15 protein-coding genes are annotated in these 15,873 nt (G+C 63.7%); 13 read left to right on the forward strand and 2 right to left on the reverse strand.

All coding sequences use genetic code 11. From position 1 onward, the window contains the following. The first annotated feature begins 160 nt into the window (after window positions 1-160). The 9 genes from RFM41_RS13980 (at window position 161) to RFM41_RS14020 (ending at window position 10,209) form a co-directional block, all read left to right on the forward strand. Window positions 161-625: a MerR family transcriptional regulator gene (locus RFM41_RS13980; protein ID WP_320249481.1), complete on the forward strand. Its 465-nt coding sequence runs from the start codon at window positions 161-163 to the stop codon at window positions 623-625. Window positions 626-955: 330 nt separating this feature from the next. Then, window positions 956-2,752 (forward strand): acyl-CoA dehydrogenase, encoded by a 1,797-nt coding sequence (locus RFM41_RS13985; protein ID WP_320248872.1) that lies wholly within the window; start codon window positions 956-958, stop codon window positions 2,750-2,752. A gap of 52 nt (window positions 2,753-2,804) precedes the next feature. Beyond that, a complete protein-coding gene (locus RFM41_RS13990; RefSeq protein ID WP_320248870.1) occupies window positions 2,805-3,977 on the forward strand; it encodes an acyl-CoA dehydrogenase family protein in 1,173 nt (390 codons plus the stop codon). Window positions 3,978-4,010: 33 nt separating this feature from the next. After that, window positions 4,011-5,219, forward strand: a complete 1,209-nt coding sequence (locus RFM41_RS13995; protein WP_320248868.1) for an acetyl-CoA C-acetyltransferase — start codon at window positions 4,011-4,013, stop codon at window positions 5,217-5,219. A 12-nt stretch (window positions 5,220-5,231) separates the two neighbouring features. Further along, entirely contained in the window at window positions 5,232-7,451 is a 2,220-nt protein-coding gene (locus RFM41_RS14000) for a 3-hydroxyacyl-CoA dehydrogenase NAD-binding domain-containing protein (protein WP_320248867.1), read from the forward strand. Window positions 7,452-7,460: 9 nt separating this feature from the next. Beyond that, window positions 7,461-8,003 (forward strand): thioesterase family protein, encoded by a 543-nt coding sequence (locus RFM41_RS14005; RefSeq protein WP_320248866.1) that lies wholly within the window; start codon window positions 7,461-7,463, stop codon window positions 8,001-8,003. Between the two features lie 265 nt (window positions 8,004-8,268). Further along, the gene (locus RFM41_RS14010) at window positions 8,269-8,571 is read left to right on the forward strand and encodes a hypothetical protein (RefSeq protein WP_320248865.1); all 303 of its coding nucleotides are present in this window, start codon (window positions 8,269-8,271) and stop codon (window positions 8,569-8,571) included. Window positions 8,572-8,696: 125 nt separating this feature from the next. Further along, a complete protein-coding gene (locus RFM41_RS14015) occupies window positions 8,697-9,335 on the forward strand; it encodes a S24 family peptidase (RefSeq protein ID WP_320248863.1) in 639 nt (212 codons plus the stop codon). Window positions 9,336-9,345: 10 nt separating this feature from the next. Next, on the forward strand, window positions 9,346-10,209 hold the full coding sequence (locus RFM41_RS14020; RefSeq protein WP_430691531.1) for a thermonuclease family protein: 864 nt from the start codon (window positions 9,346-9,348) through the stop codon (window positions 10,207-10,209). Here the strand turns inward: RFM41_RS14020 and RFM41_RS14025 are convergent. Then, on the reverse strand, window positions 10,172-11,821 hold the full coding sequence (locus RFM41_RS14025; RefSeq protein WP_320248861.1) for a lysine--tRNA ligase: 1,650 nt from the start codon (window positions 11,819-11,821) through the stop codon (window positions 10,172-10,174). The two genes, RFM41_RS14020 and RFM41_RS14025, sit on opposite strands and share 38 nt — an antisense overlap. A gap of 211 nt (window positions 11,822-12,032) precedes the next feature. Between RFM41_RS14025 and RFM41_RS14030 the strand changes: the two genes are divergently transcribed. Further along, window positions 12,033-12,446: a tellurite resistance TerB family protein gene (locus RFM41_RS14030; RefSeq protein ID WP_320248859.1), complete on the forward strand. Its 414-nt coding sequence runs from the start codon at window positions 12,033-12,035 to the stop codon at window positions 12,444-12,446. Between the two features lie 44 nt (window positions 12,447-12,490). Here the strand turns inward: RFM41_RS14030 and RFM41_RS14035 are convergent, their stop codons facing one another. Beyond that, window positions 12,491-13,312 carry an ABC transporter substrate-binding protein gene (locus tag RFM41_RS14035; RefSeq protein WP_320248857.1) on the reverse strand — a complete coding sequence of 274 codons (822 nt, stop codon included), beginning with the start codon at window positions 13,310-13,312 and terminating at the stop codon, window positions 12,491-12,493. A gap of 280 nt (window positions 13,313-13,592) precedes the next feature. Between RFM41_RS14035 and RFM41_RS14040 the strand changes: the two genes are divergently transcribed. From RFM41_RS14040 to RFM41_RS14050, 3 genes are all read left to right on the forward strand, one after another. Then, window positions 13,593-14,324 (forward strand): helix-turn-helix transcriptional regulator, encoded by a 732-nt coding sequence (locus tag RFM41_RS14040; protein ID WP_320319271.1) that lies wholly within the window; start codon window positions 13,593-13,595, stop codon window positions 14,322-14,324. 97 nt (window positions 14,325-14,421) lie between these two features. Further along, entirely contained in the window at window positions 14,422-15,060 is a 639-nt protein-coding gene (locus RFM41_RS14045) for an acyl-homoserine-lactone synthase (RefSeq protein ID WP_320248854.1), read from the forward strand. Between the two features lie 11 nt (window positions 15,061-15,071). Next, complete coding sequence (locus RFM41_RS14050; protein WP_320248852.1) at window positions 15,072-15,821, forward strand: enoyl-CoA hydratase-related protein; 750 nt, start codon at window positions 15,072-15,074, stop codon at window positions 15,819-15,821. Window positions 15,822-15,873: the final 52 nt, after the last annotated feature.

The raw sequence follows: 15,873 nt of genomic DNA on the forward strand, positions 1-15,873 counted from the left end.
CCCGGCGGCTGTCGATATAGAATTGACGTAAACGTAAAAGGTGCGAAGCCGTGCCTCTTGCGATTGATTTGTTGCAACCACGATTGGAAGCACGCCCCCGCTTCCAACCAGGCGACGCTCGGTCCGCGACCGCGACGCCATCAGGGGAAAGCCAGTGACCATGAAACTTGTTTCGCCCGGCGAAGCCGCGGCCAATACCAATGACATTCCGGCCGAGGCCGGTGAGGAATTCGTCCGCATCGGCGAGATGGCCAAGAAATATGGCGTGACGCTGCGCACGCTGCGTTTCTACGAAGACAAGGGCCTTCTCAATCCGCATCGCGACGGCTCTACCCGTCTCTACACGCGCCGCGACAAGGCCCGGCTGAAGCTGATCCTTCTCGGCCGCAAGGTCGGGTTCTCGCTGCGCGACGTCAAGCAGATGATGGATCTCTACGATCCGACCGGCACCAACACCAAGCAGTTGCGGCTGGCGCTCGACAAGTCGGAGAAGCAGCTCGCCCGCCTGCAGAAGCAGCGCGCGCTGATCGACGACGCCATCGGCGAATTGAGCAATTCGATGTCCATCGTGCGCCAGATGCTCGTCGAACGCACCGCCGCGCCGCAGGCAAGCGCCGCCGGCTGATCGCCCGCTCTGGAGCAATTCCAGGAAAAGTGTGAGCGGTTTTCCGTCCGGAATTGCGTAAAAACAAAGACTTAGAGCGGTTCGCCGTTTCCGTGAAACGGTGAACCGCTCTAGAAACAACCCGGACGCAGAAAGCCGCGTGGCTATAGCCGCGCGGCTTTTTTGTCGCCACAATGCCTGACCGCTCACAAAAATTTTTGGCTGCGACGAAGTTGACGTTTACGCAAACGTCAATATTTGCTATCGGAGCGTCGACATTGGCCCGGCCTCCTGTCCAGCACGTGGACAGGCGACTTGCTGGCCGGCGGGGACCTAAGGGCGGAGGAAGGCATGACGATCTACAGGGCGCCAATCCAGGACACGCTGTTCGTGCTCAACGATGTGCTGGGCTATCAGCGCTATTCCAATCTTCCGGGTTTCTCGGACGCGACGCCCGACGTTCTTGAGGCGATCCTGGCCGAAGGCGCAAAGCTCGCCGAGAACGTCATGCACCCGCTGAACCGGGTCGGCGACATGGAAGGCTGCGTGCGCCATGACGACGGCTCGGTGACGACGCCCAAGGGTTTCAAGGACGCCTTCGACCAGTATCGCGAGGGTGGCTGGATGGGATTGGCGGCACCGGCGGAGTTCGGCGGCCAGGGCTTGCCCTACACGGTCCACACCGCGGTCTCCGAATATATGGTTTCCGCCAACATGGCGCTGATGATGTATCCGGGCCTGACGCAAGGCGCGATCGCGGCGATCGTCACCCACGGCACGGACGAGCAGAAGGCCACCTGGCTGCCGAAGCTGATCGAGGGCGTCTGGACCGGCACCATGAACCTGACCGAGCCGCATTGCGGCACTGACCTCGGCCTGCTGCGCACCAAGGCCGTCCCCACCGGCGACGGCACCTACAGGATTTCCGGCCAGAAGATCTTCATCTCCGCCGGCGAGCACGACATGTCGGACAACATCGTCCATCTGGTGCTGGCCCGCGCCGAGGGTGCGCCGGAAGGCGTGAAGGGCATCTCCCTGTTCATCGTGCCGAAATTCAAGCTCGATGCTGCTGGCAATCCCGGCGAACGCAACACGCTCTCCTGCGGCTCGATCGAGGAGAAGATGGGCATCCACGGCAACTCGACCTGCGTCATGAATTATGACGAGGCGGAGGGCACGCTGCTCGGCGAACTGAACGGCGGGCTGAAAGCCATGTTCACGATGATGAACGAGGCCCGCCTCGGCGTCGGGCTGCAGGGGCTCTCGGTCTCCGAGATCGCCTATCAGAACGCCGTTTCCTACGCCAAGGACCGCCTGCAGGGCCGCTCGCTGTCGGGCGCCAAGGCGCCGGACAAGAAGGCCGACCCGATCATCGTCCATCCCGATATCCGCCGCTCGCTGATGACCATGAAGGCCTTCAACGAGGCCGGTCGCGCGCTGGCGCTGTGGACGGCCATCAAGTCCGACGTCGCGCATCGCTCGGGCGACGACAAGGACCGCCAGGCGGCCGACGATTACACCGGCCTGATGACGCCGGTGGTCAAGGGCGTGCTCACCGACAAGGGTTTCGACCATGCGGTGATGGCCCAGCAGGTATTCGGTGGCCACGGCTATATCGAAGAGCACGGCATGAGCCAGTTCGTGCGCGATGCCCGCATCGCCATGATCTATGAAGGCGCCAACGGCATCCAGGCGCTCGACCTCGTCGGCCGCAAGCTGGCGCAGAATGGCGGCCGCGCCGTCCAGGCCTTCTTCAAGGAAGTTGGCGAGTTCTGCGAGGAAAACCGCACTGATGAGAAGATGGCGCCCTTCACCAAGGCGCTGAAGAAGGGCCTCAACGACCTGCAGGCGGCCACCATGTGGCTGGTGCAGAACGCCATGGCCAAGCCCGACAATGCCGGTGCAGCCTCGACCGACTACATGCACCTCTTCGGCCTGGTGGCGCTGGGCTACATGTGGGCGCAGATGGCAAAATCCGCGCAGGCGAAGCTCGCGGAAGGCGCCAACGGCGCTGGTGTGTTCTACGACACCAAGCTGGTGACCGCGCGCTTCTTCATGGAGCGCATCATGCCGGAAACGGCGACGCGCCTCGCCCGCATTTCCAGTGGCGCGGATACGCTGATGGCGTTGCCGGCGGAAGCGTTCTAGGTTTGGCGGGCCGGCGGAGCCGGCCCACAATTGTCGGAACGCGGAGGAAATCGTGGCGACAAATCCAGCCGAAGTTCTTGGCCTTCCAAAACCCGCCTGGGCGGCGGACGAGGTCGGCATGCTCTACGACATGGCGACCCGCTTCATGGCGGAAGAGATCGCGCCGCGCTACGACGAGTTCGAGAAGAACGAGATGTTCGACCGCGAGAGCTGGCTGAAGGCGGGCGCCGCCGGCCTGCTCTGCGCTTCGATGCCGGAGAAATACGGCGGCTCGGGCGGCACCTTCGCGCATGAGAGCGCCATCATCGAGGCGATCGGCCATGTCGGCGTCGACGGCTTCGGCATTGGCCTGCACAATTCGATCGTAGCACCCTACATTCTCCACTACGGTTCGGAAGAGCAGAAAGAGAAATGGCTTCCCAAGCTCGCGACCGGCGAGCTGATCGGCGCCATCGCCATGACCGAGCCCGGCGCCGGCTCCGACCTGCAGGGCGTCAAGACCCGCGCCGAGAAGGATGGCAACCACTACAAGATCAGCGGCTCGAAAACCTTTATCACTAACGGTCAGCTCGCCAATCTGATCATCGTCGTCACCAAGACCGATCCGGACAAGGGCGCCAAGGGCACCTCGCTGATGGTCGTCGAGACCGACGAGGTCGAGGGCTTCGAGCGCGGCCGCAACCTCGACAAGATAGGGCTGAAGTCGAACGACACGTCGGAATTGTTCTTCAACGACGTGCGCGTGCCGACCTCCAATTTGCTCGGCCACGAGGAAGGTAAGGGCTTCGTCCAATTGATGCAGCAATTGCCGCAGGAGCGGCTGCAGATCGGCACCGGCGCGATTGCCATGATCGAGCGGGCGCTGGCGCTCACCATCGACTACGTCAAGGAGCGTAAGGCCTTCGGCAAGGCCGTCATCGATTTCCAGAACACCCAGTTCAAGCTGGCCGAGCTGAAGACCGAGGCCACCATCGGCCGCGTCTTCTACAATGACTGCGTCGCCCGCCATATCGACGGCGGCCTCGATCCCGTGACCGCCTCGATGGCCAAATACTGGCTCAGCGACCTGCAGGGCAAAGTCGTCGACGAATGCCTTCAACTGCATGGCGGCTATGGCTACATGAATGAATATCCGATCGCCCGCATGTACCGCGACGCCCGCGTCCAGCGCATCTACGGCGGCACCAACGAGATCATGAAATTGCTGATCGGGCGCTCTCTCTGAGCGCCGCGGCCGGCAAAGCCAAGGAGCACGAAAATGACTGAGGCTTACGTCTATGACGCCGTGCGCACGCCGCGCGGCAGGGGCAAGAAGGATGGCTCCCTGCATGAAGTGCCGGCGGTGCGGCTTGCCGCGAAGACGCTCGAGGCATTGCGCGACCGCAACGGCCTCGACACCGGCAATGTCGACGACATCATCTTCGGCTGCGTCGATCCGGTCGGCGAGGCGGGCTCGGTCATTCCGCGCGCCGCCGCCTTCGAGGCCGGCTACGACACCAAGGCTCCGGGCATGCAAATCTCGCGCTTCTGCGCCTCGGGTCTCGACGCCATCAATTTCGGCGCCGCCAAGATCGCGCAAGGCGCGGACGAGATCGTCATCGCCGGCGGCGTCGAATCCATGTCGCGCGTCGGCATGGGCATGTCGGGCGGCGCCTGGTTCATGGACCCGTCCGTCGGCCTGCCTGGCTGGTTCGTGCCGCAGGGCATCTCGGCCGATCTGATTGCCACCAAATACGGATTTTCCCGCGACGACGTCGACGCCTATGCCGTCGAAAGCCAGAAGCGCGCCGCCAAGGCCTGGGGCGAGGGCCGTTTCAAGAAGTCGGTGATCCCGATCAAGGACCAGAACGGTCTCTTGATCCTCGACCATGACGAGCACATGCGGCCCACGACCGACATGCAGTCGCTGGCCTCGCTCAACCCGTCTTTCGTCATGCCAGGCGAGATGGGCGGCTTCGACGCGGTCGCCGTGCAGAAGCATCCTGAGGTCGAGGAGGTCAATCACGTCCACCATGCCGGCAATTCGTCGGGCATCGTCGACGGCGCCGCCGCCGTGCTGCTCGGCTCGAAGAAGGCCGGCAAGGCCATGGGGCTGAAGCCCCGCGCCCGCATCCGCGCCTTCGCCAATATCGGTTCCGAGCCGGTGCTGATGCTGACCGGCCCGGTCGACGTCACCGAGAAGCTTCTGAAGCGCGCCAAGATGAAGCTGTCGGACATCGACCTGTTCGAGCTCAACGAGGCCTTCGCTTCGGTTGTGCTGCGCTACATGCAGGCCTTCGAAATCCCGCATGACCAGATCAACGTCAATGGCGGCGCGATCGCCATGGGCCATCCGCTCGGCGCCACCGGCGTGATGATCCTGGGCACGGTGCTGGACGAGTTGGAGCGCCGCGACCTCAACACCGCGCTGGTCACGCTCTGCATCGGCGCCGGCATGGGCACCGCCACCGTCATCGAACGCGTCTGAGGGAGAGAGACCATGAGCTACACCAATTTCACCCTCGACGTGGACGCCGATGGCATCGCTTTGATCACCTGGGACATGCCGGAGCGCTCGATGAACGTCTTCACCGAAGAGGTGATGCGCGAGCTGAACGCCATCGTCGAGAAGGTGACCGCCGACGCCGCCGTCAAGGGCGTCGTCATCACCTCGGGCAAGGACTCCTTCTCCGGCGGCGCCGACATCACCATGCTGCAGAAGATGCTGGCCACCTTCGCCGCCGAGAAGGAGAAGGATCTCGACAAGGCAACCAAGGCGCTGTTCGAGAATGCAGGCTATATGACCGGCCTGTTCCGCAAGATCGAGACGTCCGGCAAGCCTTGGGTCTCGGCGATCAACGGCACCTGCATGGGCGGCGCCTTCGAGATGTCGCTCGCCTGCCACGGCCGCGTCGCCGCCGATTCCGACAAGGTGAGGATGGCGCTGCCTGAGGTGAAGATCGGCATCTTCCCCGGCGCCGGCGGCACCCAGCGCGTTCCCCGGCTGACCGACCAGCAGCAGGCGCTGCAGATGCTGACCTCGGGCCAGAACCTGACGCCGCAAAGGGCGAAAGCCATGGGCCTGATCCACGAGATCGCCGAGCCTTCGAAGCTCGTCGAGACCGCCAAGGCGATGATCAAGAACGGCCTGAAGCCGGTGGCGCCCTGGGACGAGAAGGGCTTCAAGCTGCCGGGCGGGCCGATCTATTCGGCGGCCGGCGCCAATCTCTGGCCGCCGGCCATCGCCATCCTGCGCCGCGAGACCTACGGCAATTACCCGGCCGCCGCCGCGATCCTGAAATGCGTTTACGAAGGCCTGCTGGTGCCGTTCGATACCGCGCTCAGGATCGAGCAGCGCTATTTCACCGAGATCATGCAGTCGAAGGAAGCGGCGGCGATGATCCGTTCGCTGTTCCTGTCGCTGCAGGAACTGAACAAGGGCGCACGCCGCCCCGCCGGCGTGCCGGACACCAAGTTCAAGAAGATCGGCATTCTCGGCGCGGGCTTCATGGGCGCCGGCATCGCCTATGTCACGGCGCGCGCCGGGATTCCCGTGGTGCTGCTCGACCGCGATCTGCCGTCGGCCGAGAAGGGCAAGGCGCATTCCGACAGCCTGATGGCCGATCAGGTCAAGAAGGGCCGCGCCAAGCCGGAGGACAAGGACAAGCTCCTGTCGCTGATCACGCCGACGGCGGACTATGCCGACCTTGCCGGCTGCGACCTCGTCGTCGAGGCGGTCTTCGAGGATTCGGGCGTCAAGAAGGAGGCCACCGAGAAGGCCGAGGCGGTGCTGAAATCGTCGGCGATCTTCGCTTCGAACACGTCCACGATCCCGATCACCGCTCTGGCGAAGAACTCGGCACGGCCGAAGAACTTCATCGGCATCCACTTCTTCTCGCCGGTCGACAAGATGATGCTGGTCGAGATCATCCTCGGCAAGAAGACGGGCGACAAGGCTCTGGCCGTCGCTTTCGACTTCGTGCGCGCCATCAAGAAGACGCCGATCGTCGTCAACGACACGCGCGGCTTTTACGTCAACCGTTGCGTGCTGCGCTACATGTCGGAAGCCTACAAGATGCTGATCGAGGGTGTGCCTGCGGCGATGATCGAGAACGCCGCCAAGGCCGCCGGCATGCCGGTCGGCCCGCTCGCGTTGACCGACGAGACGGCCGTCGACCTTGCCCAGAAGATCATGAAGCAGACCATCAGGGATCTCGGCGAGAAGGCCGTCGACCCCAAGCAGATGGCGCTGATCAACACCATGGTCGACACGCATGGCCGCTTCGGCCGCAAGAACAGCAAGGGTTTCTACGACTATCCGGCCAAGCCCGCGAAGAAGAAGCTGTGGTCGGGCCTGAAGGATCTCTATCCGCAGCTGAAGCCTGAGAAGGTCGACTATGAGGAGCTGAAAGAGCGCCTGCTGGTCACCATCGCGCTGGAAGCGGCGCGCGTGATGGAAGAGGGCATCGTCACCGATCCGCGTGAAGCCGATGTCGGCTCGATCCTCGCTTTCGGCTTCGCGCCTTTCACCGGCGGCGCGCTATCCTATATCGACGGCATCGGCGCCAAGCGTTTCGTCAAGATCGCCAAGGGCCTGCAGAAGAAGTACGGTGCTGAGTTCAAGGCGCCGAAGCTTCTGCTCGACATGGCCGAGAAGGGCGAGACCTTCTACCAGCGCTTCGACCCCTATCAGAAGGGCGAGGTGAAGCAGGCGGCCTGACGAACCAGCATGTATGTCTGGGGGCGAATGGCCCGCACCATGGCCACGGCGTCGAGCCGTGGCCCTTACCGGGTCGGCGACGAAAGCCGGCTCGTTTTTCGCTGTCTGCCTATCGACATCGACTTCAACCTTCATCTCAACAACGCCCGCTACATGATGCTGGCCGATCTTGGCCGCATCGATATCTTCCTGCGCGTCGGCCTCATCGCGCTCGCGCGCAAGAACGGCTGGGCGCCGATGATCGGCGGGCTGCAGGTGGCCTATGTCCGCGAGATCAGGCTGTGGCGCCGCTTCGAGGTGGTTTCGTCGATCGAGACTTGGGAAGGCACGTCCGTCATCGGCAGGCATCGTTTCGTCCTGGATGGCGGCGAGACGGCGGCGCTGATCCTGACCACCGGCGGCGTCTATGACCGTGGCGGCCGCCGCTTCCTCGATATCGACAAAGTCGTCGCGGCGCTCGGCCACGCCGCCAGTCCACGCCCGCCGACCGAAGCCGAGCGGGCGTTCATGGCCTCGCACCGGAATTTGCGCGAGCAGGCCAAGGCGGCCTGATCGTCCTTCAGCTCAGGCCGCCCTGCCAAGCAGGAAGTCGGCCACGTCATCCAAAAAGATCATCAGGTCGTCGTCGAAGGCGGCGAGCTCCCGGTTGGCCGGCCGGCATGCCATGCGCGCAAGCGTCCCGGCGCAACATCGGTCAATCCGGTGCGGTGCCGCCGGCCCGATCACGCTTTCATGAGCAAGACGCCGCTAGCTTTTTCGCAGCAGGCTGGAGTGTTAGATTAGATATCGCTAACGTAATTGTTGGGGAGCGATTATCATGCGCATGATGCTGAAAGTTACCGTTCCGACCGTCGAAGGCAACAAGGCGCTCAAGGATGGCAGCATGGGGAAGTTCATCGAACATACCCTGTCGGACCTTAAGCCGGAGGCCGTTTATTTCACCGCCGAAAAAGGTCAACGCACAGCTTACCTGTTCGTCGACATAAAGGACAGTTCCGACATGCCCCATTTCGGCGAGCGGTTCTTCCTGGCTTTCAATGCCGCGGTGGATTTCGTGCCGGTCATGAATGCCGAGGAACTCATGAGGGGTCTGCCGAAGGCCCTGGCCGGGATCGGATAGGCACAGCGCCCGAACGGAAGGTCGTGAAGCATTCTTAACGATCCGCCGGCTGCGCCGGTGGACAAGGGCGTGACTGCGCGCTAGACAGGGAGAGGCATTTTTTCCTGTTCCAAAGGAGCGCGGCATTGCTCTCTCACGACCGCGTCTGGGCCGCAATCGATGCTCTTGCCGAGCGCTATTCGCTATCGGCTTCCGGTCTTGCCCGGCGCGCGGGCCTCGATTCGACGGCCTTCAACAAGTCGAAACGCCTGTCGTCCGATGGCCGGCCGCGCTGGCCCTCGACCGAATCGCTGGCCAAGATCATCGAGGCCACAGGGGCTTCGCTGGAGGAATTCACCGGACTGGTCGAAGGACGCGGCGCCTCCGCCGCCCACCAGCGTCGCGCGGTCCCGCTGCTCGGCTTCGCCCAGGCAGGCGCGGGGGGCTTCTTCGACGATGCCGGCTATCCGGCGGGGCAGGGCTGGGATCTGGTCGAGCTTCCGGCGCGGGCGACCGAGACGTCTTATGCCCTGCAGGTGCAGGGCGATTCCATGCTGCCGCTATACCGCAATGGCGACGTGCTGATCGTCGAACCGGGGGCGCCAACGCGCAAGGGCGACCGTGTCGTGGTCAAGACCACCGCGGGCGAGGTGATGGCCAAGGTGCTCGACCGGCAAACGGTGAAATCGATCGTGCTGGTCTCGCTCAACCCCGCTCACCCGGACCGTGATATTCTGACGCATGACATCGAATGGATGGCGCGCATCGTCTGGGCAAGCCAGTAGGTCGGGACCGGTGCGGCTTCTTCAGACAGGCCTGGCGGCTCTGGCAATTCCGGTGATGGCGGCGCTTGTCGTTGCCGGCGGACACACGGTCAAGGGCCGCGAAAGCGCCGTCACGGTCGATCAGATCGATCCGGACGCTATCTCCGATCCCGGCGCCGTCACGGCGCAGGAGCCGGCGACCTCGGCCATTCCCGCGCCCGCCGCTCCTCAGCCGCCGAAGCCCGCTGTTCATTCGAGGGCCATCGATCCCGAAACGGTGGCGCCGCCGGAGCTGCCGGACCAGGAACTCGAACGGGTCGAGCCGCGCGCGCCGCTCAGCGATCTGGCGCTGGCCGGGCCGCCCAAGCCGCCCAAAACAAAGATGCCGGGCGACTGGAACGGCACCAAGCTGTTCCAGCCGGTCGCCACCGCCGCCGGGCTGATCGAGGCGAAGGGCTTTGCGGTCGCCGTGTCCGGCGTGGATGTCGTCAAAGCCGACGAAACCTGTAGCGACGAGGGCAAGAGCTGGGCCTGCGGCGCGCGCGCCAAGACAGCCTTCCGCGCCTTCCTGCGTGGCCGGGCGGTCGCCTGCGCCGTGCCGCCGGAGGGCGGTCGCGACACCATTTCCGCCGAATGTCATATCGGCAATCAGGACATCGGCCAGTGGCTGGTCGAGAACGGCTGGGCGCGCGCCGCGCAAGGCGGTCCCTATGTCGAGGCGGAGAACAAGGCCCGCACCGCAAGGAAAGGTATTTTCGGCCCGGCGCCGAAGCTCGACGGCCTGCCGGCGCTGCCGGCCGCGTCAGGGCCGGCGCCGGTGGCGCCGGATTCCATCTTGCCGGCGGATGGCGGCGACGTTACGCCGCCAACTGACCAGCCAGCGCCCGCTCAATGAGCGCGCGCGTCTCTGCGATGCCGTAAAGTGCCGCGAACGAACCGAAGCGCGGGCCGCGCTCCTGGCCGATCAGCACCTGGTAGATCATCTGGAAGAAGGCCACCGACACGCCGGGCCCGCCTTCCGGGCTCTGCTTGGAGTGGTCCTGGTAGCGCTCGATCTTGCGCGCCACGTTGAGCGCGGCGTTCTGGATCGCCTCGCTGTCGGCGCCCTGCGGCAGCGCGCCGAGCGCGTCGGAGAGCTTCGCCAGCGCCTCGCGCTCCACCTCGTCGGCGGCGCGGTAGACCTTGGTCGGCTTCACGAAGTCGTCGAAGTAGCGGATCGCATATCCGGTCAGCCGGTCGAGCTCTGGATGCGTCTTCGGCGTCACGCCCGGCGCATGCCGCGAGATGAAGCCCCACAGCACCGCCTTGTCATGCGCGTTGGAAGCGCTCACCAGGTTGAGCAGCAGCGCGAAAGGCACGGGCAGGTCGATGGCCGGCGGGTTGCCGTCATGCATATGCCAGACCGGGTTGCCCAGCCGCTCCTTCCAGTCCTGGCGCGGATAGGCGCCAAGGAAGGCGTAATACTCGTCCACCGCCTTCGGGATGACGTCGAAATAGAGCTTCTTGGCCTGCCGCGGCCGCTGATACATGTAGAGGCCGAGGCTTTCGGTCGGCGCGTAGGTCAGCCATTCGTCGATGGTGAGCCCATTGCCCTTCGACTTCGAGATCTTCTGGCCCTCCTCGTCGAGGAACAGCTCGTAGACGAAATGCTCCGGCGCCCGCCCGCCAAGGATGTTGCAGATGCGGTCGTAGATCGCGGCGTTGGTCTGGTGGTCCTTGCCGAACATCTCGAAATCGACGCCGAGCGCCGCCCAGCGCATGCCGAAATCCGGCTTCCACTGCAGCTTCGCATGGCCGCCGGTGACCGGCAGCGTCGTCTCGGTTCCCTCGTCGTCGAAGGTGATGGTGCCCGCCTTGGCGTCTACCTTTATCATCGGGACGTAGAGCACGCGGCCGCTCTTCGGCGAGATCGGCAGGAAGGGGCTGTAGGTCGCCTGGCGCTCCGGCCCGAGCGTCGGCAGCATCACGCCCATGATCTCGTCATAGCGTTCGGCGGCGCGCAGCAGCACTTCGTCGAAACGGCCGGCCTTGTAGTACTGCGTCGCGCTGGCGAATTCGTAGTCGAAGCCGAACGTGTCGAGGAAACGGCATAGCATCGCATTGTTGTGGTCAGCGAAGCTCGCATAGTCGCCGCCGAACGGATTGGGCACCGACGTCAGCGGCATATGCAGGTAGGGCTCGAGCGCGGCGCGGTCCGGCACGTTGTCCGGGATCTTGCGCATGCCGTCCATGTCGTCGGAGAAGCACAGAAGCTTTGTCTTGACCTTGTCTTGCGTCAGCACCCGGAAGGCATGCCGCACCATCGTCGTGCGCGCCACCTCGCCGAAGGTGCCGATATGCGGCAGGCCGGACGGGCCGTAGCCGGTCTCGAACAGCACGGTCTCGGGAAAATCCTTGCCTTTGTAGCGGGCGATGATCTTCTTCGCTTCCTCGAACGGCCAGGCCTTGCTCTCGGCCGCCGCGGCAAGCATCTCGGGATTGAGATCGATGATGTTTGATCCCGTCATGTCGAAGTTCCAGTCATGGCCGTCTGCGCGGCGGATAAGATTTGTCGACCGGTCTCTAGGCGCGCGAGGCCGGAGCGTCAACGATTTGCGGTGGTTTTCCTTGCGGCGCCATAATGGCGTTCCTACGTTGGAGCGCTATTATTCCGTGCATGTCGCCCCAAAGTGCCTCGCGGTTTGGAGGAAACGACATGCACGCTTCCAGGAGTTTTGAATGCCTTCATTGACGCCGCACGAAGCCCTGATCCACCTGATGGTCATCACATCGGCTTCCGATCGCGACATGACCGATGTCGAGCTGGCGCGGATCGGCGACGTCGTCCGTTCCTGGCCGGTGTTCGTCGATTTCAACCAGGACAGGCTGATTGCGGTGGCGCAAGCCTGCCAGAAGGCTCTGCATGAGAAGGACGGGCTGGAAGGCGTGCTGGCGCGCGTCGCCGAGGCCTTGCCCGAGCGGCTGCGCGACACCGCCTACGCCGCCGCTTTCGAGGTCGCCGCAGTCGATCTCGAGATGCGCATGGAAGAGGTCAGGGTGCTGCAGCTCATCCGCCTCAAGCTCGACCTCGACACGCTGACGGTGGCCGCGATCGCGCGTGCCGCGAAGGCGCGTCTGCGCACGCTGACTTAGCGTTGGCGCGACCGAGGCCGGCCTCATCTGAATGTCAGCAGCCTTCAGAAGAAGCTGACCGGGAAATAGCGCAGATAAAACTCGGCAAAGGTGCCTTTGATCGAGATTTCCTGCAGCGCGTAGTCGAAGGCGGCGGCAAGCGCGGCGTCGCCCTTGCGGGTGGCGATCGCCATGCCTGAGCCCAGATATTCCGGCGCCAGATACGGACCGCCGGCGAAGCGGCAGCAGCCGGCAGCATCGGAACCCCCCAGCCAGAAGGCAAAGCGCATGCCGTCGCCGAAGGCTGCGTCGATCTTGCCGGCCTTGAGATCGGCGTAGAGGTTTTCCGGTGTGCCGAAGGTCACGACCTGCACGGTGTTGAAGTAATCGCGCAGCATTTTCTCATGCGCCGAGCCGCCGATGACACCGACTCGCTTGCTGCGCAGCTTGTCGAGGATCGGCTCGGCGAAGGCCTTCGCCTTGGGCATGATGAAGCGCGCCGGAAACTGCATGTAGGAGCGCGAGAAGGCGTATTTCTCGCGGCTCTCGGGCGTCGCGGCGATACCGGCGATGATCGCCTCGCCTTCGCCCTTCTGAAGAGCATCCTCCAGTTCGTTCCACGGCAAGGCCTGGACCTGGCATTTGTCGACAACGCCCAGCTCCGCGCAGATCGCCCGCGCAAGATCGATGTGGAAACCCGACAGGCGGCCCGAGCCGTCGAGGAAGTTGAAGGGCGGAAAATCGGTGGTGGTGAGAAACCTGAGCCGCGGCAGCGCCGAGAGATCGGGTTTCGGCAGCCTCTCCTTGGCGTCCCACAGCACCGGCACCTGCGGCTCCGCAGCTTGAGTCGCATCGGCATGGGCCAACACGCCGGCCAGGAGGGACATCAGGGCCGGAAATATCCACCGTAAGATCACGATACAGCTCCGCGCCTGTCCCCGATTATTGGCTTTTCGTATGAAAATGGGGCAGGCACAACGGTTTTTGATTTCAAGCGGCCAAATTAAGCGTATGGTTTAGCGCGTTTGCAAGCGACCTTGCGTGCCGGAAGGGGGAAACTGCCGGCTTTGCTGAGGAGATTGCAACCCGGGGGTTGATGGCGAAGGGGTGTTCGGGCATCTACCGTCGGTAATGAAAAAGCAGAAGCAACATGGGGTAGATGTTGCGATGGGCCTGTTCGACAGAACTCTGGAATACATAGACCAGTTGCAGCATGCTGGCACCGCGGCCGCGGTTTGCGAGAGGCTGCTCGGCGTCACCTCGAATTTCGGCTTGACCGCGCTGATGGCGGGAACGGTGCCGCAGCCCGGCACGCCGCGCGGCCAGCAGAAACAGCACGTGCTGCTTTGCGATTGGCCGGGTAATTGGCTGGAACGCTATGTGGCGCGCAATTATGTCGACCACGATCCGGTCGTCAGTCACATGAAACATCTTCAGGCGCCGTTCCAATGGCGGGATGCTTCCAAAAGCACCGTGATCGACAAGAGCAGCGACGAAGTCATGGGCGACGCGCGCGAGTTCAAGCTGCGCGACGGTCTGGCGCTTCCGCTAGTCACGCTCGACGGCCAGATCGTTATGGTCTCGCTGGGCGGCGAATCCGTTGAAATGTCGGACCAGGAATTCGGAATGGTCTCGCTCGCGTCGACCTATGCGATCGGCCGCGCGATGCAATTGCACACCAAGGCCGACAGCGTCATCGATCACATAGAATTGACGGCGCGTGAGCGGGAATGCCTGCAATGGGCGGCCCTCGGCAAGTCCGAATGGGAGATCTCGCAAATCCTTGGCATCTCGGAACATACTTCCGAGAAACACCTTCTTAACGCCAAGAGCAAACTGGGCGCAGCTAACCGTGTGCAGGCGGTCGCGGAGGCGATTAGGCACGGCTATATTAGCTAGGTCGGCCGTGCCGACCTAGAAATTCTTGTCTGCGCATTCGCGCAATATTTAAGGGACATCACGGCCGTATCTTCCTCTTAAGCCTAGGAGACGGCTAATGCTTTTTGCCCTTACCACTCAGGAATTGATGGAACGTCCCGACCTGTGGGAGGCCGTCCATCGCCTGCGCTACAGGATCTTCGTGCAGGAGATGGGATGGACCGATCTCGATCGTCCGGACCAGCTTGAGATCGACCAGTTCGACCATGACGAGGCCGAACACCACCTCGTCATCCGCAACGGTGAGCTGGCTGGTTACCAGCGCATGCTTCCGACCACACGGCCGCATCTTCTGACCGACGTGTTGTCGGATCTCTGCGAGGGGGCATCCCCCTCGGGGCCGAATGTCTGGGAACTCACCCGCTATGCTGTGGCTCCGGGTTTTCGCGACGGCAAACGCGGCGTCTCGACGGTCGGCACCGAACTGATCGCCGGCTTCGTCGAATGGGGCCTGAAGCGCAACGTCAACCAGGTCATCATCGAGTTCGAGCCGATGTGGGTGCTCAGAGCGCTGCAGCTGCATTTCCTGGCGAAGCCGCTGGGCTACCAGCGCACCTATGGCAACCAGCAGGTAGTGGCGACGCTGCTCACCTTCACCGAGCATACGCTCGAGGTCGTGCGGGCCCGCCGCAATCACTTCCTGCCGGTGCTGAACCGGGGCTATCCCGGTCAGCTCGGCCTGAAGCAGGCGTCGTGATGGAGGCGGTCATGAGTTTCCATCCCGAACCGGAACTGCGTGGCCATACGCTGGTCGTCACCGTATCGTCGCATGATGGCCGGCCGGTGCTCGACAGGCATGCCTATGCGAGCCTTGCCAGGACCTTCCACGAGGCGGCGGTCAATGACGAGGTCCGCGTCGTCATGCTGCGCGGCCTTGCCGGATGCTTCTGCCTTGGCGGCGACTTCTCGGAGTTCCTGGACGCCACCAAGCACCGAGAGCTGATCGCCGCCGTCACCGACATGTTCCGCATGTTGGCGACCTTCCCCAAGCCGGTCCTTGCCTGTGTGGACGGGGACGCCGTCGGCGTCGGCTGCACCATCCTGTTCCATTGCGACATGGTGATCGCTTCCAGGGGCAGCACCTTCAGGGTGCCGTTCGTCGATTTCGGCCTGGTGCCGGACGCGGCGACCAGCATCCTGGCGCCTCAGAAGCTCGGCTATGCCGGCGCCTTCCGCTTCTTCTGCCTGGGCGACACGCTGGGCACCGAAGACGCCAAGGCGCTCGGCCTGGTCGGCGAGATCGTGACGCAAGGCAGCGCCGAGGAAGCGACGCTGGCGAGGGCGAAACAGTTGGCCAAGAAGCCTGTGGCGGCATTGCTGCAGACGCGCAGCCTGCTCAAGGGGGATACGGACGTGTTGTGCGACCGCATCGACCACGAGATCACGCTGTTCCAGCAGGCGCTTCAGGATGACACCACGCTGAAGCGGCTGCAGCGGATCGCTCGCCTGGCCGCCTGAGCGTCCGGCATAAAACATCAGCGCCGCGCGAGCCGAAAGGCGCGCGGCGCTG

Origin of the sequence: Mesorhizobium vachelliae (assembly GCF_033977325.1) — a bacterium.
Lineage (GTDB): Bacteria > Pseudomonadota > Alphaproteobacteria > Rhizobiales > Rhizobiaceae > Mesorhizobium > Mesorhizobium vachelliae.